Genomic DNA, 22774 nt, shown 5'->3' on the forward strand with positions numbered 1-22774 from the left:
AGCTATTCGCAGGGACAAAACCATGAACTTTGCACCGAACCTAGATACCGGGGAATCCTACGTCGCGATGAACCTGTTCCAGCCGCCCACGGCGCATTGCGGGGTGTTCGAACAGGCGTTGGATCGGGCCGTGACCAAGATCAGCGACCTGATTCCGGTCTTTGGCCTGCGCAACCCCCGGATCGGCGAGAACGGCACCCAAAGCTATCAGTTCTGCATTTCCGATGAATGGGTGGCGAGCTTCTGGTCCGGGCAGCTCTGGCTTGCCTATTCGCTGACCGGCGAAGAGCGCTTCAAGAACAGCGCAAGGATGCGGCGCCCCTATTTCCAGACGGTGCTGGAGCGGCCCGACTGGCATGACCATGATCTGGGCTTCCTGTTCTCGCTCAGTTGCGTCGCCGATTGGAAGCTAACGGGGAACGAACACTCCCGCGAAATGGCGCTGAGAGCGGCCGATTTCCTTGCCGCGCGGCGGCGCCAGCCGATGCGCTTTGTGATGTGCTGGAACCCCATGCGCCGCGATCCACCCGAGTTTGCCGCGCAGAAGGTCGGGACGCTCAACATAGACAGCATGCAGGCCATGGCGCTGCTGTTCTGGGCGCATGAGCAGACCGGTCAGGCCTCGTTCGCAGACATCGCGCACATGCACCTGGCGACCAGCGCCGAATACCTTGTTCGCGACGACTGCAGTTCATTCCACGCCTACGAGTTCGACCCGCGTACCGGCGCGCCGGTTAAGGGCTTCACCCATCAGGGGTTGAGCGATGACAGTTGCTGGTCGCGCGGACAGGCCTGGGCGATCCACGGTTTCGCGCAAAGCTACTTGTATTCGGGGCGGCAAGAATACCGCGACATGTCCGCGAGAATGGCCGACTACATCGCCGACAAGCTGCCCGAGGACGGCGTTCCCCTGTGGGACTACGACCTGCCGGACAACATGCACCCTTATCGCGACAGTTCCGCAGGGGCCGTCACCGCCGCCGGGCTCTACGCGCTGGCGCAAGGTTTCGGGCACGGGCCGGAAGCAGAGCGCTACACGGCCTTGGCCGACCGCATCCTGCTGGGGCTGGTCCAGACCTGTGACATCGCCGGACGCCCGGAAGCGCAGGGTCTGCTCGAAAAAGGCGCCGCCTTCGTCGATCTCGACCGTTCCGACAACATGCTGCCCTACGGCGACTACTACTACGTCGAAGCGCTGATGCGAGCGGTCGGGCACACGGAGTTCTTTTGGTAGTGCCGTGTCGGAATAGCCCGCGCGCCCGTCGCGTTCCCATGAGGCACCCATGCCGCGTGTCAGCGCGTGCAGGGGAACCAGCCTCCACCCCGGAACATCAAAGCAAGGAAGACTCATGAAACTTCAGGGAAAGTCCGCAATCGTTACGGGCGGAGGCCGAGACATTGGCCGCGCCTGTGCCGTCAAGCTGGCGTCGGAGGGCGCAAACGTCGCGATCAATTACTTCGCCAGTAGCGCCGGAGCCGAGCAGGCCGTTGCGGAGATCGAAGCGTTGGGCGGCAAGGCCATTGCGGTGCAGGGCGACCTGAACAGGCCGGCCGACGTTCAGGCGCTGGTGGCGCGCACCGTCGAAGCGTTCGGCGGCGTCGATGTGCTCGTGAATAACGCCGGGGGCCTCATTGCGCGCAAGACCATTGCCGAGATGTCGCTGGAGCATTGGCAGGCGGTGATGGACCTGAACCTCACGAGCACCTTCCTGATGATCAAGGAATGCCTGCCGCACATGAGCGCGGGCGCCATCATCAACATGGCCAGCCAGGCCGCCCGCGACGGGGGCGGCGCGGGTGCCGTCGCATACGCCACTTCCAAGGGCGCGGTCATGACAATGACACGCGGCCTGGCCAAGGAGCTTGGCCCGGAGATCCGCGTCAACGCGCTGTGTCCCGGCATGATCGATACCGATTTCCACAACATTCATACCGCAGAGGCTGCCCGACGTGGCTTCGAGGCCGCGGCTCCCCTGAAGCGGCAGGGCGTGTCCGACGATGTCGCGAACCTGGTCCTGTTCCTGGCCTGCGACGACGCGGCCTTCATCACGGGAGCCAGCGTCGACATCAACGGCGGGGTGCTCTTCAGCTGAGCACCCCGCAGTCCGACAACCAATCCAAGATTACGAGTTCACAAACCGAGGAGGAAAACATGAAACAGAAACTTGCGACCAGACTGGTCGGTGCGACCGCCATGCTGACACTTTTGTGCGGCGCAGCCGTTGCCGAGCAATGGCGCGGATGGAATATCCATGTCGACGGCTATCCCAACACCGTCGCGATGGAAAAGTTCGCCGAGTTGCTCGCGGAGAAAACCGGTGGCGAGATCACGCTGCAAATGTTCCACGGCGGAACGCTCGGCAGCCAGCCCGACGCGATCGAGCAGGTGCGGCTCGGTGGTCTGGAGATCGGCAACTTCAACCTTGGCCCGATCGGTCCGATCGCGGCGGAGGCGAATGTCGTCTCGCTGCCGTTCATTTTCAAGGATGTCCCCCACATGTTCCGCGTGCTCGAAGGAGAAGGCGGGCAGAAGATCTCCGATGGCATGGCCGCCAAGGGTCTCACGCCTCTGGCCTGGTATGATGCCGGCGCACGGTCTTTCTACAACGGCGCGAAGCCGATCGAAGCACCGGCCGACGTTGCGGGCATGAAGGTCCGCGTGATGAACAACGACCTTTACTCCGGGATGATCTCCGAGTTGGGCGGCAACCCGTCTCCGATGGCCTTCGCCGAGGTCTACCAGTCTCTCAAGACCGGCGTGGTTGACGGCGCCGAGAACAACTGGCCGTCCTACGAGTCGACTGGGCATTTCGAGGTGGCCGGCTACTACTCGCTGAGCCAGCACCTCATCATCCCCGAGTGCCTCTGCATCAATACCGATGTCTACAATGCCCTCTCCGATGACATGAAAGCGGCGGTGAAGGAAGCTGCGGTCGAGTCAGCCGAACTGCAGCACCAGCTCTGGGCCGAGCGAGAAGCGGCGAGCCGCGAAAAGGTCGAAGCCGCTGGCGTCAAGACCAACGAGATCGCCGACAAGACCCCGTTCCAGGAAGCAATGGTGCCGGTCTACGAGGCCTATCTCGCAGCCAATCCCGACCTGCGGCCGCTGGTCGAACTGATCCAAGCGACCGAATAAACTGGATTGATCTTCCTGCGCCCGGAGCCGACGCGGGGTCGGGCGCAACCTTTCCCCGGAGCCAAACATGACCAACAGCGATCTCAGTCGCGATCCACCGGCCTTTCTGGTATGGATGGACGCGTTTCTCGACGGCCTCGCGAACATATGCCGGCTAGTGACCGGCGTTTCGCTGGTTGTCCTAACCGTCATCTTTGGCTGGCTGGTCTTCGGCCGGTACGTCCTGAATGCCACACCGACCTGGGTCGAGCAGGTTGCGCTGCTTCTGGTGATGGTGATCGCATTTCTGGGCGCGGCAGTCGGTGTTCACGATCACACGCACATATCCGTCGCCGTCCTGCGCACAGCAGTGTCAGCCAAGGTCAGGCTGGTTCTGGTCATCGTCAGCGACGTGCTGATGGTCGGGTTCGGAGCGTTGATGATCCGCTACGGGGCCGAACTCACGCTGTTCAAATGGGATTCCCAGATTCCGCTGATCCAGATGCCTGAGGGTCTGCGTTCACTGCCGCTTACGATTTGCGGCGGCCTGATCGTGCTGTTCTCGCTCGGCCACATCGTGCGTCTCCTGTTCGGGAACGACATGCGCACAGACTCCATTCAATAGGACACAGTCATGGGTCTTCTCGTTCTTCTTGGTCTCTTTGCACTCTGCGTCGTCGTTGGTGTTCCGGTGGCCTTCGCTTTGGGTATCTCCGCTCTCGCGGCCTTCTGGTTCGAAGGCTTGCCGCTGATGATCGGGTTTCAACGGATCATCTCCGGCATCAACGTCTTTGCGCTCATGGCGATCCCGTTCTTCATCTTTGCTGGCGAGCTGATGTTTCACGGTGGTATCGCCCAGCGGCTCGTTCGCTTCGCCTCGGCCGCGGTGGGCGCGGTCCGCGGTGGCCTCGGTATCGTGAACGTCCTGTCCTCAATGCTGTTCGGAGGCATTTCGGGGTCCGCCATCGCCGACATCTCCGCCCTTGGTTCGATCATGATCCCGGTCATGAAGGAGAAGGGCTATGACACCGACTATGCGGTCAATGTCACAGTCACATCGTCGCTGGCCGGTATCATCATCCCGCCCAGCCACAACATGATCATATACGCCATCGCGGCCGGTGGTGGCATTTCGATCTCGAAGCTGTTCCTGGCTGGCGTGGTTCCGGGGGTTCTGATGTGCCTGTGCCTGGCGCTCGCGGCCTATGTGGTCGCCGTTCGGCGCGGCTACAAGGGCGAGCCCTTTCCCGGCTGGAGGGCGCTCGCGTTCAGCTTCCTCGATGCGATCCCGGGCCTGATGACTGCTGTCATCATTGTCGGTGGTGTGCTCTCCGGGGTGTTTACCGTCACCGAATCCGGTGCCTTCGGCGCGATCTACGCCTTTGTCGTGACACTCCTGTTCTACCGCAATCTGACCTGGATGAAGTTCCGCACGGCGGTCAGTTCCGCCGTCAAGACAACCGCCATGGTCATGATCCTGATCGCCTGTGCCGGTGCTTTCGCCTACATGCTGACATTCTACAGGGTGCCCAACCTGACGGTCGAGTTCCTGACCGGGCTGACCGAAAACCGGATCCTCATCCTGCTGATGATCAACCTGGCTCTCCTGCTGCTGGGCATGATCATGGATATGGCGGCGCTGATCCTGATCTGTACGCCCATCTTTCTGCCTGTCGCCACGAGCCTCGGGATCGACCCGATGCAGTTCGGAATGATCCTGCTGGTGAACCTCGGGCTCGGGCTGTGCACGCCGCCGGTCGGAACCTGCCTCTTCGCCGGTTGCGCGGTCGGGAGGCTCCCGATGGAAAAGGCCGTCAGGACGATCTGGCCGTTCTACCTCGCGATCCTCGTCGCATTGATGCTGATCACCTTCGTTCCGGCGATCTCGATGACCCTGCCCGGATTGATCTGACCGTCACAACCACGTGCGCCATGCACCAAGGCCGGGCAGATCGAGCGCCCGGCCAGAAAAGGAGCATCCCATGCCGAAAGTCCTGATCCATGGAACGTGGTTCGCCGGTCATCGGACAGGTGCTGGCACCATCTGGTACGGGCGTTCGTCAGGGATATCCGCGGCGAGGCCGCCGAACCCTATCCGACATTCCGGGAGGGCAGCCTCTACCGGCAGGTCATCGAAATCGCTCGCGAGCACGACAACTGGACAGATGTTTCCGGGTTGAACTGAACAGGCCGTCGGAAAGGGAGCTATCCAAAATGAAGATAACCGATGCCAAGGTTTTTGTCGGCGGCCCCGCCAAGAACTATGTCACTTTGAAGATCATGACTGATCAGGGTGTCTACGGTCTGGGCGACGCGACGCTCAACAATCGCGAGACACTTCCGGCCGCGTACCTGCGAGACTACCTGATCCCGAACCTGATCGGGATGGACCCTCGCAACAGCGAGGACATCTGGCAGTTCTTCTATCGCGGTGCCTATTTCCGTCGCGGCCCCATCGCCATGGCCGCTTATGGTGCCATCGACATGGCGCTGTGGGATATCAAGGGTAAACTCGCAGGAATGCCGCTTTACCAGCTATTCGGCGGCAAGAGCCGCGACGGCGCGTTGGTCTACGCCCATGCGACCGGCGCCGATCTCGAAGACCTGATGGATTCCATCGCCTACTACGTGGAGCAGGGCTACAAGGCAGTGCGCGTGCAATGCGGAATCCCGGGCATGCCGACGGCCAGCTATGCCGTTCCGGAAGAGAAGGGCCATACCCGGAACTACATCACCGACTACACCGGCATTCGGCCCAAGGTAGAAATCTGGGATACCGACCGCTACAGGCGCTACATGCCCGAGGCGCTTGCCCGGATCCGCGAACGCTTTGGCCCCGACCTGAAGATCCTGCACGACGTGCACCACCGGCTGACGCCACGCGAGGCGGCCGAGTTCGCCAAGGCGGTCGAACCGGTCGGGCTGTTCTGGCTGGAGGACCCGACGCCCGCCGAGGATCAGGATGCGCTCAGGCTCCTGCGCCAGCACTCCACTGTGCCGGTCGCGATCGGCGAGGTCTTCAACTCGATCTGGGATTGCAACAAACTGATCGAGAACGAGTTGATCGACTTCATTCGGGTGGCCGTCACCTATGCCGGTGGGATCACGCATGTGAAACGCATCGTGGATCTCGCGGGGTTGCACCACGTCCGCACCGGGTTCCACGGTGCACCGAGCCACTCGCCCCTTGGCATGGCAGCGCAAGCGCACCTGAACGCCTGGGCCCCCAATTTCGGCATTCAGGAATACCTGGTGCTGGGCACGCCCGAATGCGACGCGTTGTTCCCATCAGAACACAACATGAGAAACGGCATGATGTATGTGAGCGACGCACCCGGTCTGGGCGTCGACTTCGACGAGGGGGAGGCAGGGCGATATGAGTACAAACCCGCCAGTCACCCAGTCGTCAGATTGGAAGATGGGACGATGTGGAACTACTGAACGTGTCTTGGCAAACGCCGAAGATAACCCGTTTCGTGCCTTGCCGCCTGGCCGGGAAGCCCGTGCGGCCTGGGTGCGTTCGTCCCAATCGACCCGGTGCATCCTGATCTTTTTCCACCGCTCAGAGGAAACCAAAATGCCGAATCCACTGTCCGCAGATTCCATCACTCTGCATCCGGAAACCCTCACACGTTTGTCACATGCGAGCACGGCGACAATCGCGACACTTCTATACAAACGGGGATATCACAACGCGTATGTTCAAGGAGTCGCGCGGCTTGGATCGGATAAGCGGCCACTCGTTGGTCCGGCCTACACGTTGCGCTACATTCCTGCGCGTCCGGACACCGATCCGATCGAGGCCTTTCGTGAACCCGACCATCCGCAACGCGTTGCCGTGGAAGAATGTCCCGAAGGCGCGGTCCTGGTGATGGATTGTCGCCAGGATTGTTCAGCCGCATCTGCCGGCTCGATACTTCTGACGCGCCTGCAGGTACGCGGCGCAGCGGGCGTGGTGACGGACGGCGGAATCCGCGATGCTGCGGGCGCAGCCAACCTCGACATGCCTGTATTCGCAGCCAAGCCCTCGGCTCCGACCAACCTGACGAAGCACCATGCCGTGGATATTGGCATGCCCGTTGGCTGTGGCGGCGTCGCGGTTTACCCCGGTGACATAGTTGTTGGCGACGGCGATGGCGTCATGGTCATTCCGCGCCACTTGGCTGACGAGGTCGCCGTAGAGAGCGTCGACATGGAACTGTTCGAGGACTTCGTACTGGGTGAAGTCAATCGCGGTGTTCCGATCAAGGGCCTTTATCCACCAACAGATCCCGACACACTCCTGCGTTTTGACAACTGGCGGACTCGCAAAAGGGGTTGAGGGTCACGTCAGAGCAACTTCGCTAGCGGTGGAGTTGAGGTAGCCCCCTGGCCGGCAGGGTATTGCAACGCAATGCCCGAGAGGGGACCAGGAGGTCCATCGGCCCCTCAGCGCGGCGATACGGGATCTGAACTTTCAAGGATTTCTGTCTCCGGCACAGGGTCGAATAGTCCGGAACGGGCCAATCCAGGTCGGCCAGACGCAACAGGCTCGCGACCATTCCCGCAGTCTGCCTGAGCGGAAGCTTGCACGAAACCTTGATCGACAGGCAGAACTGGATCGCCGCATCCGAGAATGCCGGTGCTGGCCCCGGCCGTCCCTCACGCGGCGCGTACCGGGTCATCTCCTTGCCAGCCAGATGAGCAACGATCCTCGTTTCCTGAGCGCGGTGTTGTAACAGGCCCAGGTTGTCGTGCGGCAGCGTAGAGGTGCGGGATACGGCATCCTGACTGTCTAAGCGAATGGATTCGCGTTGTGAATCCTTCGCCGACAGAGTTTTGCAAAAACGCCCGTGTGACCCTTGGGATGATCGGGACGGGCAGACTTGCAATGGTGCCACTTCCCCAATAACACTACCCGTGAACTAACGGAAAGCCCTCGGTTTGAGCGAAGAGATCACAAATTACTCGGTGACGTCCGAATTCTGGAACGATTTCCATTTTTCAGACGAATTCCTTCGCGGGGAATGGTCCTTTCACCCTACAGCCAAGGCACGGTTGCACCGGCTTTTGGGCGCTCCAACCCGTGAAGACTGGTTCTGTAGTCGCTATCTCAAAGGACGCAAGAACCTGCGAGCCCTCGGAAGCGGCACGGGGCGTTGCGAAACCGAACTCAGAATACTGAGCAAGAGCGAGATCTCCAGCTACGATCTGTGTGATGTAAGCCCCGTGGCGCTGGAGGCAGGAAAGGAATACGCATGAGAGCTCGGCGTCGAACAGCGCGCCAGATTCCTTTGCGAGGACATCCACAAAGTGGACCTTCCGGATGCGTCCTATGACGTCATCACTTTTATCGCCTCTTTGCATCATTTCGATGATCTGGATGGTATTCTCAAGCGGTGCGAACGAGCACTTGCGCCTGGCGGCGTCCTATGGGCGACCGAGTATATCGGTCCCGACTATTTTGATTACCCGGAGGAGCACCGCGACCTCGCGCGCCGCCTCTGGCGTACCCTGGGCCCCGAGGTGAAGAAAACCTGGATACCTGAACTGCAATTTCCCACGGTCGAACAGGTGATCGAGGCTGATCCAACGGAATCGATCCATTCCTCCGAGATTCCCAGGGCCATGAAAGAAGCCTTCGAGGACGTGGAAATTATTCCCACCTACGGAACTTTCGCGTTCATCTTGTTCTGGGGGCTGAACCATGACGCTCTCTACGAAACGGACATCGGACGAGAATTCGCCGCAACCGTGATGGACCTCGATACCGCATTGATCGACAGCGGCGCATTGCCCCATTACTTCGCCTACCTGATTGGCAGGAAACCGAACCGGATAAACCGAATTGCGCGTCGATTAGGCTTCGTTAAGCGCTGATTTTCCCGGAAACGTGACTGTAACGCAATCTGTCGACCAAGCGCCGCCCAATTCTCCGGCCATGCCTCTCCACGAAAGAATAGCTCAGTTCGATGACGGAAAGGAACGGAATAAGTGACACCAGGATTAGCCCCGCTGAAAGTACGGAAAAGGTGGCGACCATGTCTGGCAGAAATGTCACCCAGGCAAGCTGCAATCCGGAGAATATTAAAATGTGCCAAAGGTAGATCGTATAAGAGCGCGACCCCAAGTAGTTGATTACAAGTTTCACACGCCCCCGTCCCTGCAGAAAATCCCGGTCCAGCGCTGCGATAAAGACGCAGAGTGCCGCACCGAGCGTCATAAGCGATTGGGAGAATGGTGACGATCCGAAAAGGCTTGTTGCACCCAAAAGGGCGACAAGGCCGCTGGCAAGAAAGATTAACGCTGCGGGCCGGGACATTTCAAGCCGCTTCCAGCGGTCCGCCGTGAGGTAGATTATTGTTCCCCAGCAAAGCCCGTCGATACGGAACCACCAAGCGAAATCCGTTACGCCATCCCTGTCGGAAAAAGAATAGACGATGAGGAGTGCGGATGAAAGAAGCAGAAGCGTATTGCGTCGGCGAAGGGCGACGACAGCAATAGGCCATAGAAGATAGAACTGTTCCTCTAGCGATAAGCTCCAAAAATGGGCGAGCAGCGTGTATGGGCGCTCGTTGACCACCTGAATATATGCCCAGATATTCATCCACTCTGTCAAGCTAGCAAACGCACCCCAAGATGCCTGAGAAAAACCTCCGTGAATGGAAAAGATCGACGTCTCGCCGACAAGTGCCACGACAACCAGCGTGACACCGATAACCAGAACCGCGGGTGGTATCAGGCGAAAAAAACGTTTGATCCAGAAATGGTAGAGGAGAGTCTTGGCAGGAAGCCTGCCGTGGTCCAGTTCTCGAAACAGCGACATCGTGATGACGTATCCGCTCACGACAAAGAACAGGTCTACGCCGGCTCCGAACCTTAGCTGGGACGTGTAGTCGAAAACAAGCTGAGGCCAAGGCATCAGGAAAGGCAAGTGCGCAATCATTACCAGCGCTATCGAGATACCGCGCAAGCTCTCGATGTCTTGCACTTGCCTGCCTTGTCCTGCCATTCACTCCGGTCTCCAGATTCTCGGACACCTACTATCATCCGCGGGATCACGCTGCCAACACGTTTCGCCATTCTGAACGGTCGCGGCCGCAAAGAGCCCATGGGGATGCATTGGAGCACCTTCGAGCGACTGGTGCACAAGCATGATAGGCACGTAGAGCAGGCGGTGAACGGGATAGCCGCCAAGTTCGGGATTTGCGCAAATTTGCGGTGGTTCCAAAATAGGCTCAAATCGCGGGCGGCACGGGGTTGCTACAGGTCGCTGGGTTAAAGCCCGCGCACCCACTGTTGGAGGTGGCTCGGGAAATCTGAACAGGTGAGTTAGGTGGATTTTCCGTTCCCGATCCAACAGATGCCGGCGCTGAACACCTAGCGAACCGCTTGGTTGCGATAGACGTTGCGGCTTGCCTCACGCAATGATTTGACATGGTGCCGGTCCATGGTCACCGTGGCCGACATGCCTCGTTCCATCCCTCCCGATTCAGGACAAGAAGAATGGCGAAAGTCTACGATAGCAAGCCAGCTGCAGATGGTTTCCACATGCCGGGCGAGCACGAGCCCCATGCCGAGATCTGGATAGCCTGGCCCGAGCGCAGCGATAACTGGCGCGATGGCGCCAAGCCGGCGCAGCGAAGCTTTGTCGCGGTCGCCAGGGCAATCGCCGAAGTGACGCCGGTCACCATGGCGGTCTCCGCCGCGCAATATGACAACGCGCGCAGCCGGCTTCCGGATTCCGTTCGCGTGGTCGAAATGTCGACCAATGACAGCTGGATGCGCGATATCGGCCCGACCTTCGTCACGAACGGACAGGGCGAGCGCCGTGGCATCCAGTGGGATTTCAACGCCTGGGGCGGCCTCGTGGACGGTCTCTATTTCCCCTGGGACAAGGATGACGAGGTCGCCGGAAAGCTCTGCGAGATTCTCCGCGATGACAGCTACAAGGCGGGGATCATCCTCGAAGGTGGCGCGATTCACACCGATGGCGACGGCACGCTCTTCACCAGCGAGGAATGCCTGCTGCACCCGTCGCGCAATCCGAATATGAGCAAGGAAGAGATCGAACAGGCGCTGAAGGATAATCTCGGCGTCGAAAAAGTACTCTGGCTGCCCGAAGGCCTCTATAACGACGAGACCAACGGCCATATCGACAACCTGATGCATGTCGTGAAACCCGGCGAGGTGATCCTTTCCTGGACCGAGGACAGGCAGGACCCGCAATACGAGATTTCGCAGCGGGCCTTTGACTTCCTGTCCAGCGCGACCGATGCCAGGGGGCGATCCCTCAAGATCTACAAGGTCCATATTCCGGGTCCGCTCTACATCACTGAGCAGGAGGCGGCCGGCGTCGACATGTCGGACGGGATGGAGCGGGAGGCCGGCCAGCGGTTGGCCGGTTCCTATGCCAATTTCCTGATCACCAACGGCCGGATCGTCATGCCGATGCTGGATCCGAAATGGGATGATCAGGCCCGAGAGGTGCTGCAGGACGCGTTCCCGGGACACGAGATCGTCGGTGTTGCGGCCCGCGAGATCCTTCTTGGTGGTGGAAACGTCCACTGCATCACGCAGCAAGTGCCAGCGGTCTGATCCCAGGGACGACCTGACCGAAAACGAAAAGACCGGGCTGCGATGCCCGGTCTTTCCAACTTGGACCCTTGGAGAAGGTCAGTTCGTCGGCATCCTCCAGGCTTCGTGGTCGATGTCGAGATCGGCGTAATCTTCCGGGTTGAGGACGGGGCGCTCTACCCCTGCCTTGAGCTGTGCCTGGAAGTCGCGCAGCAGGCGCATGGCAACCGGGAAGAGCATCATGATCGCCAGCAGGTTGACCAGCGCCAGGATCCCCATCATCGGATCGGAGAAGAAGAAGACCGCGGTCGCGCCCGGTGCGGTGGCGCCAAGGAAAACGATGCCGATGATCGCGAGGCGCAGGATCAGGATTGCCACGGGTTTCTCCGACAGGACGGTCATCGCGTTCTCGCCGAGGTAATAGTTGTAGATGATCGACGAGAAGGAGAAGAGCAGGATTGCCCCGGTCAGGAAATACTGCACCCATCCGCCGAGGTGCGAGACCATCGACTGCTGGGTCAGCGCTACGCCATCAATGCCTTCTGCGCCCGGCACGTAGACATCGCCCAGAAGGATGATGAACGCGGTACAGGAGCAGATGATGATCGTGTCGATGAAGACCGAAAAGCTCTGCGTGATGCCCTGGCTGATCGGATGCCTGACCTCAGCGGTGGCGGCGACGTTCGGCGCCGAGCCGAGACCGGCTTCGTTCGAGAACAGACCCCGGCGCATACCCTGTGCAATGGCCGCTCCCATGCCGCCACCGACAGCTTCCTCGAAGCCGAAGGCATTGGCGACGATGTCATAGATCACACCCGGTACCGAGGTGATGTTCAGCAGGATGACGATCAGCGCCATGCCGAGATAGCCGACCGCCATGATCGGAACGACCACATCTGCGGTCTTGGCGATCCGGTGGATGCCGCCGAAGATGATGATACCGGAAACGGCGGCGAGCGCGGCACCGGAATAGAGCCGGTCGATCCCCATGCTGTCCTTGATTGCGCCGGCGACGGTGTTGCCTTGGAAGGCATTGAAACCGAGGCCGAAGGCGGCGATCAGGCAGATCGCGTAGACGATGGCCAGCCAGCGGTATTCCTCGCCCAGTCCATGCAGGATCGAGCGGGCCGGGCCGCCGCGATATTCGTTCTCGCCCGTCTTGCGCTTGAAGAGCTGTGCAAGCGAGCATTCCACGAGGCTCGTGGCCATGCCGATCAGGGCAACCGCCCACATCCAGAACACAGCTCCTGGGCCGCCAAGGGTGATGGCGACCGCGACGCCTGCGATATTGCCACCGCCCACGCGTCCGCCAACCGAGACCAGCAGGGCCTCACGCGCCGAAATCTTGTTCGGGTCGGCCGACTGGTTGGAGTTCGACAGCACGCGGAACATGCGCTTGAAGAACCGAAACTGGACAAAGCCAGTGGTGATCGTGATGAAAAGACCAAGTACGACCAGGATGGGGATCAGTGACCACCCCCACGTCAGGTCGCCGATCTTTCCGAAGATAAACTCTAGAAAACCCATTTCTGTTGTCCCTCTTTATGCTTTTGGTGCAATCCACACTGGATTGCACAGGCCAGCTGCGGCAGAGGGCGGATTTCCCTTTACTTGTTAGGGTTTGCCCTTTGCTGATCGCTGGATTACTTGCGTCAGGTAGAAAGAAAAACCTCGTGTTTTGCGGCCCGCCGCATGGCTTCAGGGTAAGTGGTTCATTTCACAAGTCAATCGTCAAACTCTGCTGCAGGTTTGGGGACAATGGGACGCAGATCGGCCGGGGACCGGAAAAGCCGGAAACGCATGCCGGAGTGAGATTGCCGTGTCTCAGGTCGTCATTTCTCCGCACTGGCTTGCGGCGAGATAGGCACGGCGGGCTTCGAAATCCGTGAATTGCGTCAGGCTGAACTGCATCTTGGCGAAGGCCATTTCCGGGCTCATGTCCCGGCCGTCGACAACGCCGGTGTCCCGCATAACCTTGCCGGCCGCATAGGTGCCCAGACGCATGCCACCTTCGGGGCATTGGCTGACCGCGACGACCGGCACCTGCTTTTGATAGGCGCGTGCAAGGGCCGCGCGCAGCTCCGGTGTATCGGGGGCAGTTCCAGAGCCGAAGCAGCGCAGCACCAGCCCGTCGCAGTTTTCCGCCGCAAAACCCACTAGGTCGGCAGAGGGGCCGGGCGTGACCGAGAGCATCCCGACATTCTGCTTTCGAAGCGAGATCAGGCCGGGCGTCTTGGCGGCAACAACCGGCGGCTCCGCGCTTGGCACGTCCCTGAAGGCGTCGAATGCATGGGAGTGGGATTTGCGGATGCGCGCGCCGTGCAGCAGGTGGCCGGCGAACTGGACCTGTATGCCCGGTGGGGCTTCGCGGGCCACGCTGAGCGCATCGAAGAGGTTTTTCTGCCCGTCATTGCCCTCCACGGTCAGTGGCAACATGGAGCCTGTCACGATGACGGCCTTGCGAAGCCCGGGCAGAGATAAGCACAGCGCGCCGGCGGTATAGGCCAGCGTGTCGGTGCCGTGGGTCACCACGAAGCTGTCGAAATCATCGCGCGCCTCGAAGATCGTGCGCGCGACGCGGGTCCAGTCGCGCGGCGTCGCCTGCGCGGAGTCGATCAACGGGTCCAGTCGGCAGATCTCGACCGGCGTTGTCACGCGCCGTGCGTCTAGCAGCCTTTGTACTTCGTCTTCGACCACCCCGATCCGCGGGGCAAAGCCGTCCTCGGTGCGGTCCATCCCGATCGTTCCGCCGGTGTGGATCAACAAGATCGACATCCTGCCTCCGTGGTTGCCATTGCGCGTTCTGGTCTGTTTGCCGCGATTACTTGCAGGAGATCACCGCGTTCCCGAACACTTTCTTGCACAGCCGCCCCTTGTACCAGAAATAGCCCGGCGGTGGCTTGGCGCGGCCGGAGGATTTCTTGGTGGCGGCCTTTTCCGTTGCCGCGGCCTCGACCTTTGCCTTGTTGGTATCGTCCAGCAGCCAGGCCTCGTAGGCGGGGTTGGATTGCTGCAGGAACGCGGTCATTTGCGGCTGGTCGAGATAGCCGGTCGCGGGAATGCCGGCCGCTACCTGCCATTGGGACAGCGCTTCGCGGGTGCCGTTGCCCGGAACGCCGTCAATGCCGCGCGGATCATAGCCCATCGCGGTCAGCCGGGCCTGCAGTTCGGCTTTCTCCCGGCGGGAGAGTTCGAGCGCATCCTGCGACTCCTTGCTGGCGGCCACCCAATAGGTTGGCGCAATGACTGCGGTTGCGGAGGTGGTGGGCGCGGCCGTTATCGGGGCGCCAGAAGTGTCCACCCGCTCGACGCCATCGGCGGTGGCAGCGATCCTGTAGCTACCGGCAGCTCCAGCGGCATAGGGCGAACAGCTGTCCAGCGCCGTGACGAGGGTGATGAAAAGCTGGCGCGCGCTGGCGGAGGGCGCAATCGGCTCCAGCAGCCGGGGCATGGCCGCGACCTGTCCCTGGCCGTCGATGTCGACCTCGACAATGACCCGCTCGCCGGCGCCGGCACCCTGCGTGCTGACATAGCAGTTCCCAACACTGCGAAGACTTTCCGAAACCAGCGTCTCCGCGCTTTCCGCGGCAGGGGCGGAAGGCGGTGCGATGACCGGGAAAGCGCTCGTGGCCTGTGCGCCGGATGCCGTCGGCGAAGCGGTTTGGGCCGTGCCCTGTGCCATCGGGATGACCGGGAAGGCCGATCCTGTTGCGCCGCCGGGCTCGGCGGGGGCCGTTTCGACGGTCGGGATGACGGGGAAACCCGATGCGGTATCCGCCACTGGCAGGGCGGCAATCTCTGCGTCGAGCCTGGCTATGTCCAGCCCGTCGATATTGTCCTGGATGAGCACCCGAACGGACAGGTCGGAGGCCGGGAACTCGGTAATGATCCGGTCCAGAATGTCGCGTGCCTGCCGCAATTGCGCGGCTTCCGAAGTGTCATAGGGGGCAGACGTGGCTTCAACCAGCGTGCGGGCCTGCTGAAAAAGCGATTCCGGTGTTGCCGTCTGCGCTGCGGCGAGACTGGCCTGCAGCGTGCATGCCAACCCCAGAAGCCCGGACCGCATCATCCTGGTTTTCGCGTTCCGATCCATATCGTCTGCCTTCCTCCCGAATTGCCGGTCTCAGCTTTTTCGGGTCAATTGCCTGAACAATTCATTACCGTTCGACGCCCGTCATACGATACCAGCCGGCGGGTTGTCGTCACGCTATTATTCCATGCATCAAGTCGATCGGGTTTCGGTCGAGCGGCTATCTGGAGGCACCAGCACGAAATTGCCGAAATGCTTCTTTTTCAGGAATTCCCGCTGCGCTTCCACGATCTGTTCGAGCGGATAGAAATCGGCCAGCAACGGACGAATCTCGCCGCGTTCGATATAGCCGATCAGGTTCGGAAAGACCGGCGCGTCCCAGGCCGTGCAGCCGATGAGCGTGATGTCCTTGAGATACATGTCCCGCATGTCCAGGCTGACGATGGGGCCTGCAATTGCGCCCGAGGAGACATAGCGGCCGCCGCGTTTCAGCAATTTGAGCATCTGCGGGAAATTCGGGCCGCCCACGTTGTCCACGACAACATCGACCGTGCGCTCGCCCAGCTCTCCAACAAGATCGTCCTTTCGATCCAGCACGATATCTGCGCCGAGATCGCGCAGCAGATCAGCCTTGCCCGCGCTTGTGATCGCCGCCACCCGTGCGCCGCGCCGCTTGGCGAGTTGCACCGTCGCGGAGCCCACACCGCCGGACGCCCCGGCCACCAGCACGAGATCGCCCGGCCCGACAGCCGCGCGCTGCAGCATGTTCTCGGAGGTGCCGTACGCGCAGGGGATGGTCGCAAGCTCCGCGTCGGACCAGTCGCAATGCACGGCAAAGACCTCGCTGGCCGGAACCTTTACATATTCGGCGAAGGCACCGTCGAAATCCGAGGCCATCCAGATATTTTCCATGTCGTCGAAGCCGTTCGGACGCATGCAGGCCCGAACCAGAACCCGCTTGCCGATGAGATCCGCGCCCACGTCTCCCCCGGCCTGCACCACCTCGCCGCAACAATCGGTGCCCTGGATCAACGGAAACGGGGTCGCCGCGCTCCAGCCGCCATCGGCCTTCTGCTCGGCGCGCGTCTCCTGATCGGCCGCCGCAGCGCCGGTATCGATTGTCACGCTCGACGAGTACCAACCCAGCCTCGTGTTGATCTCCGTGTTGTTGACCCCCGCCGCCAGCACCCGGAGCAGGAGCTCGTTCGGTCCGGGGACAGGCACCGGCACCGCGCGGTATTCGAGCTTGTCATAGCCACCAATGCCGGTGGTCACGACGGCCATCATGGTGGCGTTTGCGGCGCGGGATTGCTGTTTGTCCACGGCTTGTTCCTTCCGGGTACGCGCAGGGTCCCTCCAATGGTAGCCTGCCCTTTTCCGGATGAACACCGTCCCGGCGACTGTCGCGCCGCCGGGCTGGCCGGTCGCGTCACTCCTCTGGCGCGTACCAGATGGCGGACGTGTAAGCGCGTTCCTGATGCACTTTTTCGGCCGCTTCGGGGATCTCGACACCAAGTCGGAGCTTGTCATAAACGACCCAGCGCGGCGTCGGAATTTCGAGGATACGGGCGTAGTAGAAGGCGGCCTCGGAGGCGTCGAAGTCCGGGTCCGTCCAGATGGTCAGCAATTCCGGCGCACCAATCGTATTGGCATAGCTCGCGGCTTCGAGATCGACCGTGTCGCCAACCGGCGGCAGCTTGCCTGCGTCGTCTATCTCGCGCACGGCGGACCATGCCACGTTATAAACCTTCTCGTGCAGGTCGCCGGCCTCATCGATCCAGCCCTTGACGATCTGGATGCGGTCGAGGTTGGCGCCGATCGGATCCCGCAGCGCATAGACCATGAAGGTCGGCGCTTCGGCACCCTCGGGGGCCGGGCGCAGGTCGCCGCCCATTGGCACGCCGCGCTGGTAGCCGGCAAAGGCGGGCTGGCGTCCGCGCAGGTCATTCTCGTTGAAATCCCAGCCGCCGAAGAAGCGAACCATCATGCGCGGGCCAGTGGTGGCATAGGTCTCCCGGCGCACCATAGCGTCCCAGAGAGATTTGCGCGTGTTCTCCTCGGCCCAGACGCCGGTATAGCCGGACGCGACCAGTTCATAACCTTCGAACGCGCCCTTGTCCGTCTTGGCGAAAGGATGGGTCATCCGGGTCAGGTTCGGCTCGGCATTGGTGGCCTTGCCGAAGTAATTGTCCGAGTCCGCGGTGGCGAGCGAAGTGTGGCTGTCGGTCGAGCCCACGGCGCCGAACTTGTAGGGGTTCACGCCAAGTTTTTTCTCCAGCGCGAGGCCCTGCTTCATGGCCTCTCGGGCATATTCTCCCTTGAGCATCTCTTCGGTTTTGGCCTCGCTCAGGTCCAGGTTGCCCGCGTCCCAGGTCTCGTAATCGGCGAACTCGTCGTCCGGGCTGAGCACCGGGTGGGCCTCGCCATCGCCCTTGATCTGGGTGAACTCGTAGAGCGGTTCCCACTTGTCGCGCAGCGTGACGTAATTCTCGTCGATGGGCGCGCCGGTAAACTGCTTTTCGGTCGGGAACATGATGCCGTTCGACAGGTTGCCGTTATGGGCCAGCGCGAAAGCGTAGCCGCCGGTCCTGCTCTCGTAATCCTCCAGCCAGGCATAGAGATCGAGCGGGTCCGTCGAGCCGACGGGTGGCTGGGTCACCAGCGGGTCAACCATCAGCGCCTTGTCCGCATTGTCGCGTAGTACGACGTTGCGGTGCAGGTTGTTGCCCTTGTCGAGCGAGGTCCATTCATAACCGATAAAGGCGGTGAAGACGCCGGGATTGTTGTATTCCTCGGCCTTCTCGATCACCGTCTCCCAGACCGAGCGATAGATCGGCGAACCGGGGGAGTATTGAGCCATCAGGTCCGGGTCGATAGCGCCCTGCGAGAAGGTTGTGATCAGGTCCAGCGCCGCCGCGGCACTCTCCTCGCCGCCCTTGGCCAGCGCTTCGGCCCAGCCACGGGACTGCTCGAATTCCATGACATTCGGCTTCTGGTCGAGCATGTCGAAGATCAGGCCCATGCCGTCCGAATGGTCCGTCAGTACCAGCCAGTCGAGCGGCCGCGCCAGACGGACGGGCAGGCCGGAAGCGGAGGTCACTTCTTCGCCACGCGCGAATTTATAGGCGGTGTCATGGCCGGTGGTATTACCGAACAGGCCGGCATCCATGGAATAGCCGGTGTGAAGATGGGTATCGCCCCAGAAAACCTTGGACGGGAAACTCCGCTGCGCATAAGGCGAATAGGTTTTGCCGGGGTAGAGCCCTTCGATGGATTCCGCGCTTGGAATGAACTGCGCGGAGGCGGGGAACGCGGCAAGCGTCGTGCAAATGGCAACTGTCGTTCGAAGTTTCATCGATGTCCCTCCCCGGACAAATCTCGTGGTCTTGGACTGCCTTCTCTCGATTATTTTTTCTTGATTATTGGAACCGATTATAGCCCATTTTCGGCAGATATAAATGACTTATGACAGGCAGAATTTCCTGAAACTTGCGATGTCTTGGGGTGTAACGTGAGTTTTCAGAAACCCGCGATCCGTTCAGCGAGCCAGAATGTCGCGACGCCCCCGATCGAATAACCCAGCACCGATATGCCCGTGGAATGCGCCTTGCGGAAAGCGCGCACAAGGCCCGGCCATGCCGCCCGCAGAAGGACGAAACACGCCATAACCCCGGCGACAAATGCGAGTTGGCCAAGCTCGACGCCGACATTGAAGGCCAGCAGCGCAATGGGAATATCGCCCTGCGGCAGACCGATCTCGATCAGCGCTCCGGCGAAGCCCAGTCCGTGCAGCAGGCCGAAACTGAAGGAGACGATCCATGGCGCGCGTTCTGAAAGCCGCGCCGCTCCGTCCTCGTGCTTGAGGATCTCGACGGCGAGAAAGACGATGGAGAGCGCGATACAGGCCTCGACCGGTGGGCCGGGAACGCTGATATGGCCGAGCGCGGCAAGCGCCAGCGTGATGGAATGCGCCAGGGTGAAAGCGGTGATCGCGCCCACGAGGCGCCACGGATCGCGGATCAGCACCAGCAGGGCAAAAACGAACAGAAGGTGGTCCCATCCTTCGAGGATATGTTCGAAGCCGAGGCCGAGATAGCTCAGGAACACCGCGCCGCCCGAGAGGGTTTCCGGTACTGCATAGGCAGGCGCGTTCGGAGTCAGCCGTACGGTCGTGGCTTGCATGTCCAGCGGTTGCAGGCGCAGCAGCACGTCGGTGCGTTGCAATTGCAGCCCCGGGATGCGGACCTCGCCGCCCCCGATCCCGTCCGGGCAATTGGCAACCCAGGCGGTGATCCAGGCGTAGCCGTCGGACTTGGCCTCACCGCCCGTCGCGGGTGTGCAGGTTTCGGGAAGCGCTGCGTCGATGGCCATGGGCGCGCCGTTGACATCCGGCTTGCGCCAGAACACCTGCCAGCTTTCGGGCGTCAGCTGCCGCAGGTCGAGATAGCCCGGCTCCAACGCATGAGCGGAAGCTGTGCCCAGCGATGCCAGCAACAGGAAGAGCCCGAGAGTGAGGTGCAGAACGGCCCTCATTGCGACGCGCCTTCGCGCGGGGTCAGCGGTTCCGGCAGCACGATCTCGTATTTGGACTTGAGGGATTGCACCTGCGCTGCGGTCAGTTCCTCGGATTGCTTGCTGCGCCAATCCTGCAGAACCCGCTCGCGGATCTCCTCGAATGGGGGCAGGGCGCCGGGTTCCCGCCCGGTCAGCCGCACCACGTGCAGGCCATAGCCGGATTGGACCGGGCCGGACCAGCTTCCCTCCGGCAACTCGGCCAGCTGTGCAAAGGTCCCACGCCCCAGCAGGCCATCGACCGAGGCCGCGATGCTCAGCGGGATTTCCGCCGGCAGCAGCGTCGCCGCGCCAAGCTGTTTCGGATCGGCTCCGGTGTTCAGGGCCGCCAAAACATCGCGCGTCTCCTCATCCGGCTTCAGCAGAACCTGTTCGAAGGCGACACGCGGTGGGGAGGCGAAACGCTCCGGGTTCTGGTCCATGTAGGCGCGCAGAGTTTCGTCGTCGGGCTCGATGGATTGGGCTACCGAGGTCGTCAGGAAATTCATTTTCTGAGCCAGGCGATTTCGGATCGCCCCGTCACCTTGATCCAGCCCAAGCAACTGAGCCTCGCGTACCAGGACCTCTTCCGTTACCAGCGAGTTCATGAGCCCCTGCAACTCCGCCTCCGTCGGCGGCCGCCGCCAGGTCGCCTCGAATTGCGCCGTCAGCCGCGCAATATCCTGCGAGTCGATGACGATGCGATTGCTGTCCGAGCCGTTCGGATCGGCGGGGTTCAGCCAGAAGAACCAGCCGAAAATCGCCACTCCCAGCAGGAAGAAATGAAATAGGGGCTCGCGTAGAAAACGCATCGGCTTTTTTCCTTGCTGTTCTTCCTGTGCCTAGTCGTAGCAAGAATAAGCACGCCTGCAATCCGTTGATTCCCGCATTACGTCTGGGAAAGGACTGTTTTCCGGCGATGCGCTGCGTTTCTGAAGGAGGTCGTTTTGTTTGCGCGCGGGTTCGTTACGCGCGCGCGGCGCGAACCCGCGCGCCTGCTGCGTTCAGGGCTTTCTTCAGGGCGTCGGTCCCGCCGTTGGCAGCGAATGTGGCAAAGACCTGTTCGTTTAGCCCGCCCGGCGTCGAATGCTCCTCGCGCAGGGTGACGAAGCTTTTCTCCGGGGCTTCGGCGGCTGTCCGCGCCAGCCCCAGGAAGACCGGGGTGAGATAGGCTTGCGCCGTTTCGCGCTCGATCCCCGTCTCGCACATCCAGTCGGTCGCCGTTTCGAGAATGCCGAAATAGGTCTCCATCAGCGCACTGGCGGTGGCGTAGGCGTCGAACTCGTCGAGCGTTCTTGCCGCGACAACCGTTCCGAGCGGTCCAAAAAGCGCTTCGCCCACCGGGTCGTGCGGAAACAGCGCCGTGACGCCCCGCAATTCAGCGACCGCGGGAAGCGGGATTGCGCGGAAAATGCGGACCGGCGTGCCGAACCAGCCCTGCAGGGTCTCCGACGGGATGGTCGCAATGAGGCTGCAGACATGCTGGCCCTCTCGCAGGCGCAGCGGTTCGAGCACCGCGCGGGCATCCTGCGGGCGAACCGCCAGGAACAGAAGGTCGCTTTCCTCGGCGATCTGCTGGTTGTCGGGACAGACGCGCACACGCTTGCTGGCCGCCTCCAGCCGTGCCGAAACCGCGCGGTCTCGTTCGGAAAGCAGGATCTCCCCAACCTCCGCTTCCACGCGCAACAACCCGGTCACGATGGCCTCCGTGATCGCGCCAGTACCGATGAATCCGAGCCGCATTCGCTGTGATATCCCTAAATTTCCCAAGCTGGATCGAAGTTGAATCTATCCGGCTCGATTGTCCAGACAGGTTCGCATGGAGAACGGCGCTTCTGCAACGCGGGGCAAAGAGCGTTTGGGAGCCAATCGCAACGCCGGATCATGCCGGCCAACTGATGAAAAGAAGAGCGGTAAATCGCTGGGCCGGGAAAACACTTTCAGCCCGCAATGTGAAATTGGATCTCCCAAAAAGGTGAATGCCGATGCTTCGAACAATATTGAAGCACCGGCACCCAGTAACAGGTCCAGAATAGGACCACCACTCACACCTTTTTTCTCTTCGATACCCAAGACCCCTTTGGAGGGAGCCGGAATGACGAGCCGTTGGAACCTTCTGTCATCGAAATGATCATCACATAGATGAAGGCGGAACGAAATTCGCAGGATTGCGTAGGCAATTCTGCCTAGAGCTTTTCGACAAAAGATTGAATCGGCAGGATTCCCCTGAGGTTTGATTTGTGATTCACCCTGTTTGGGAGGATCACGTCATGCCGGCACCGTTACCCAAGGAACTCCGAGATCGCTTTGCGCGACTGATCGAAGAAGGGCTGACAGGGAGGGAAGCATCCCGGCGCCTTCAGGTTTCTGCCGCGACTGGGGGACGGTGGGCGCGCCGGATCCGGAGTGCGGGTGAAGCTGTTGCCTCTCCGATGGGGCGTCCGGCAGGAACCGGCAAACTGGCCGCTCATGTCGGGTTCTTTCAGGAACTGATGATCCAGGACCCGGATATCACTCTGTTT

The 22774-nt window shown here is 61.2% G+C and carries 18 protein-coding genes and 3 pseudogenes; 11 read left to right on the forward strand and 10 right to left on the reverse strand.

Annotated features, from left to right (window positions below; all coding sequences use genetic code 11):
* The first annotated feature begins 22 nt into the window (after window positions 1–22).
* From BLR85_RS10930 to BLR85_RS10960, 7 genes are all read left to right on the forward strand, one after another.
* A complete protein-coding gene (locus BLR85_RS10930; RefSeq protein ID WP_139188362.1) occupies window positions 23–1234 on the forward strand; it encodes a glycoside hydrolase family 88 protein in 1212 nt (403 codons plus the stop codon).
* A gap of 115 nt (window positions 1235–1349) precedes the next feature.
* Window positions 1350–2093 (forward strand): SDR family NAD(P)-dependent oxidoreductase, encoded by a 744-nt coding sequence (locus BLR85_RS10935; protein WP_093155392.1) that lies wholly within the window; start codon window positions 1350–1352, stop codon window positions 2091–2093.
* 59 nt (window positions 2094–2152) lie between these two features.
* A complete protein-coding gene (locus tag BLR85_RS10940; protein WP_170844536.1) occupies window positions 2153–3136 on the forward strand; it encodes a TRAP transporter substrate-binding protein in 984 nt (327 codons plus the stop codon).
* Window positions 3137–3203: 67 nt separating this feature from the next.
* The gene (locus tag BLR85_RS10945) at window positions 3204–3740 is read left to right on the forward strand and encodes a TRAP transporter small permease (RefSeq protein WP_093155395.1); all 537 of its coding nucleotides are present in this window, start codon (window positions 3204–3206) and stop codon (window positions 3738–3740) included.
* A 9-nt stretch (window positions 3741–3749) separates the two neighbouring features.
* Window positions 3750–5027 carry a TRAP transporter large permease gene (locus BLR85_RS10950; RefSeq protein ID WP_093155398.1) on the forward strand — a complete coding sequence of 426 codons (1278 nt, stop codon included), beginning with the start codon at window positions 3750–3752 and terminating at the stop codon, window positions 5025–5027.
* A gap of 302 nt (window positions 5028–5329) precedes the next feature.
* Entirely contained in the window at window positions 5330–6556 is a 1227-nt protein-coding gene (manD, locus tag BLR85_RS10955) for a D-mannonate dehydratase ManD (protein ID WP_093155400.1), read from the forward strand.
* A 136-nt stretch (window positions 6557–6692) separates the two neighbouring features.
* Window positions 6693–7436 carry a ribonuclease activity regulator RraA gene (locus BLR85_RS10960; RefSeq protein WP_093155458.1) on the forward strand — a complete coding sequence of 248 codons (744 nt, stop codon included), beginning with the start codon at window positions 6693–6695 and terminating at the stop codon, window positions 7434–7436.
* A 67-nt stretch (window positions 7437–7503) separates the two neighbouring features.
* Here BLR85_RS10960 and BLR85_RS10965 read toward each other — a convergent pair.
* Window positions 7504–7880 (reverse strand): annotated as a pseudogene (locus tag BLR85_RS10965) (transposase); the annotation flags it as partial.
* Window positions 7881–8038: 158 nt separating this feature from the next.
* Here BLR85_RS10965 and BLR85_RS10970 point away from each other — a divergent pair.
* Together BLR85_RS10970 and BLR85_RS10975 are read left to right on the forward strand one after the other, a co-directional pair.
* A complete protein-coding gene (locus BLR85_RS10970; RefSeq protein ID WP_093155403.1) occupies window positions 8039–8356 on the forward strand; it encodes a hypothetical protein in 318 nt (105 codons plus the stop codon).
* A 24-nt stretch (window positions 8357–8380) separates the two neighbouring features.
* Window positions 8381–8974, forward strand: a pseudogene (locus BLR85_RS10975) (class I SAM-dependent methyltransferase); the annotation flags it as partial.
* On the opposite strand, the gene BLR85_RS10980 reads toward BLR85_RS10975, so the two are convergent.
* Window positions 8964–10106, reverse strand: a complete 1143-nt coding sequence (locus tag BLR85_RS10980) for an acyltransferase family protein (protein ID WP_093155409.1) — start codon at window positions 10104–10106, stop codon at window positions 8964–8966. The pseudogene BLR85_RS10975 and the gene BLR85_RS10980 overlap by 11 nt on opposite strands.
* A gap of 494 nt (window positions 10107–10600) precedes the next feature.
* Between BLR85_RS10980 and aguA the strand changes: the two genes are divergently transcribed.
* The gene (gene aguA / locus BLR85_RS10985; protein ID WP_093155412.1) at window positions 10601–11692 is read left to right on the forward strand and encodes an agmatine deiminase; all 1092 of its coding nucleotides are present in this window, start codon (window positions 10601–10603) and stop codon (window positions 11690–11692) included.
* 78 nt (window positions 11693–11770) lie between these two features.
* Here the strand turns inward: aguA and BLR85_RS10990 are convergent, their stop codons facing one another.
* The 8 genes from BLR85_RS10990 to BLR85_RS11025 all read right to left on the reverse strand — a co-directional run bounded on the left by BLR85_RS10990 (window position 11771) and on the right by BLR85_RS11025 (window position 21995).
* Window positions 11771–13198 (reverse strand): alanine/glycine:cation symporter family protein, encoded by a 1428-nt coding sequence (locus BLR85_RS10990; RefSeq protein ID WP_093155414.1) that lies wholly within the window; start codon window positions 13196–13198, stop codon window positions 11771–11773.
* A gap of 297 nt (window positions 13199–13495) precedes the next feature.
* On the reverse strand, window positions 13496–14446 hold the full coding sequence (locus tag BLR85_RS10995) for an asparaginase (RefSeq protein WP_093155417.1): 951 nt from the start codon (window positions 14444–14446) through the stop codon (window positions 13496–13498).
* 46 nt (window positions 14447–14492) lie between these two features.
* A complete protein-coding gene (locus tag BLR85_RS11000; RefSeq protein ID WP_093155420.1) occupies window positions 14493–15764 on the reverse strand; it encodes a peptidoglycan-binding domain-containing protein in 1272 nt (423 codons plus the stop codon).
* Window positions 15765–15893: 129 nt separating this feature from the next.
* Window positions 15894–16988, reverse strand: a complete 1095-nt coding sequence (locus tag BLR85_RS11005; protein WP_093155461.1) for an alcohol dehydrogenase family protein — start codon at window positions 16986–16988, stop codon at window positions 15894–15896.
* 142 nt (window positions 16989–17130) lie between these two features.
* Window positions 17131–19056, reverse strand: a complete 1926-nt coding sequence (locus tag BLR85_RS11010; RefSeq protein WP_093155423.1) for a DUF3604 domain-containing protein — start codon at window positions 19054–19056, stop codon at window positions 17131–17133.
* Between the two features lie 164 nt (window positions 19057–19220).
* Complete coding sequence (locus tag BLR85_RS11015) at window positions 19221–20234, reverse strand: HupE/UreJ family protein (protein ID WP_093155425.1); 1014 nt, start codon at window positions 20232–20234, stop codon at window positions 19221–19223.
* On the reverse strand, window positions 20231–21064 hold the full coding sequence (locus BLR85_RS11020) for a peptidyl-prolyl cis-trans isomerase (protein WP_093155426.1): 834 nt from the start codon (window positions 21062–21064) through the stop codon (window positions 20231–20233). The genes BLR85_RS11015 and BLR85_RS11020 overlap by 4 nt, the downstream gene beginning before the upstream one ends.
* A gap of 154 nt (window positions 21065–21218) precedes the next feature.
* Window positions 21219–21995 (reverse strand): pyrroline-5-carboxylate reductase, encoded by a 777-nt coding sequence (locus BLR85_RS11025; protein ID WP_093155429.1) that lies wholly within the window; start codon window positions 21993–21995, stop codon window positions 21219–21221.
* A gap of 527 nt (window positions 21996–22522) precedes the next feature.
* Between BLR85_RS11025 and BLR85_RS28485 the strand changes: the two are divergent.
* Window positions 22523–22774 (forward strand): annotated as a pseudogene (locus BLR85_RS28485) (helix-turn-helix domain-containing protein); the annotation flags it as partial.

It is taken from the genome of Aliiruegeria lutimaris, assembly GCF_900099935.1.
In the GTDB taxonomy this organism is placed as follows: Bacteria; Pseudomonadota; Alphaproteobacteria; order Rhodobacterales; family Rhodobacteraceae; genus Tropicimonas; species Tropicimonas lutimaris.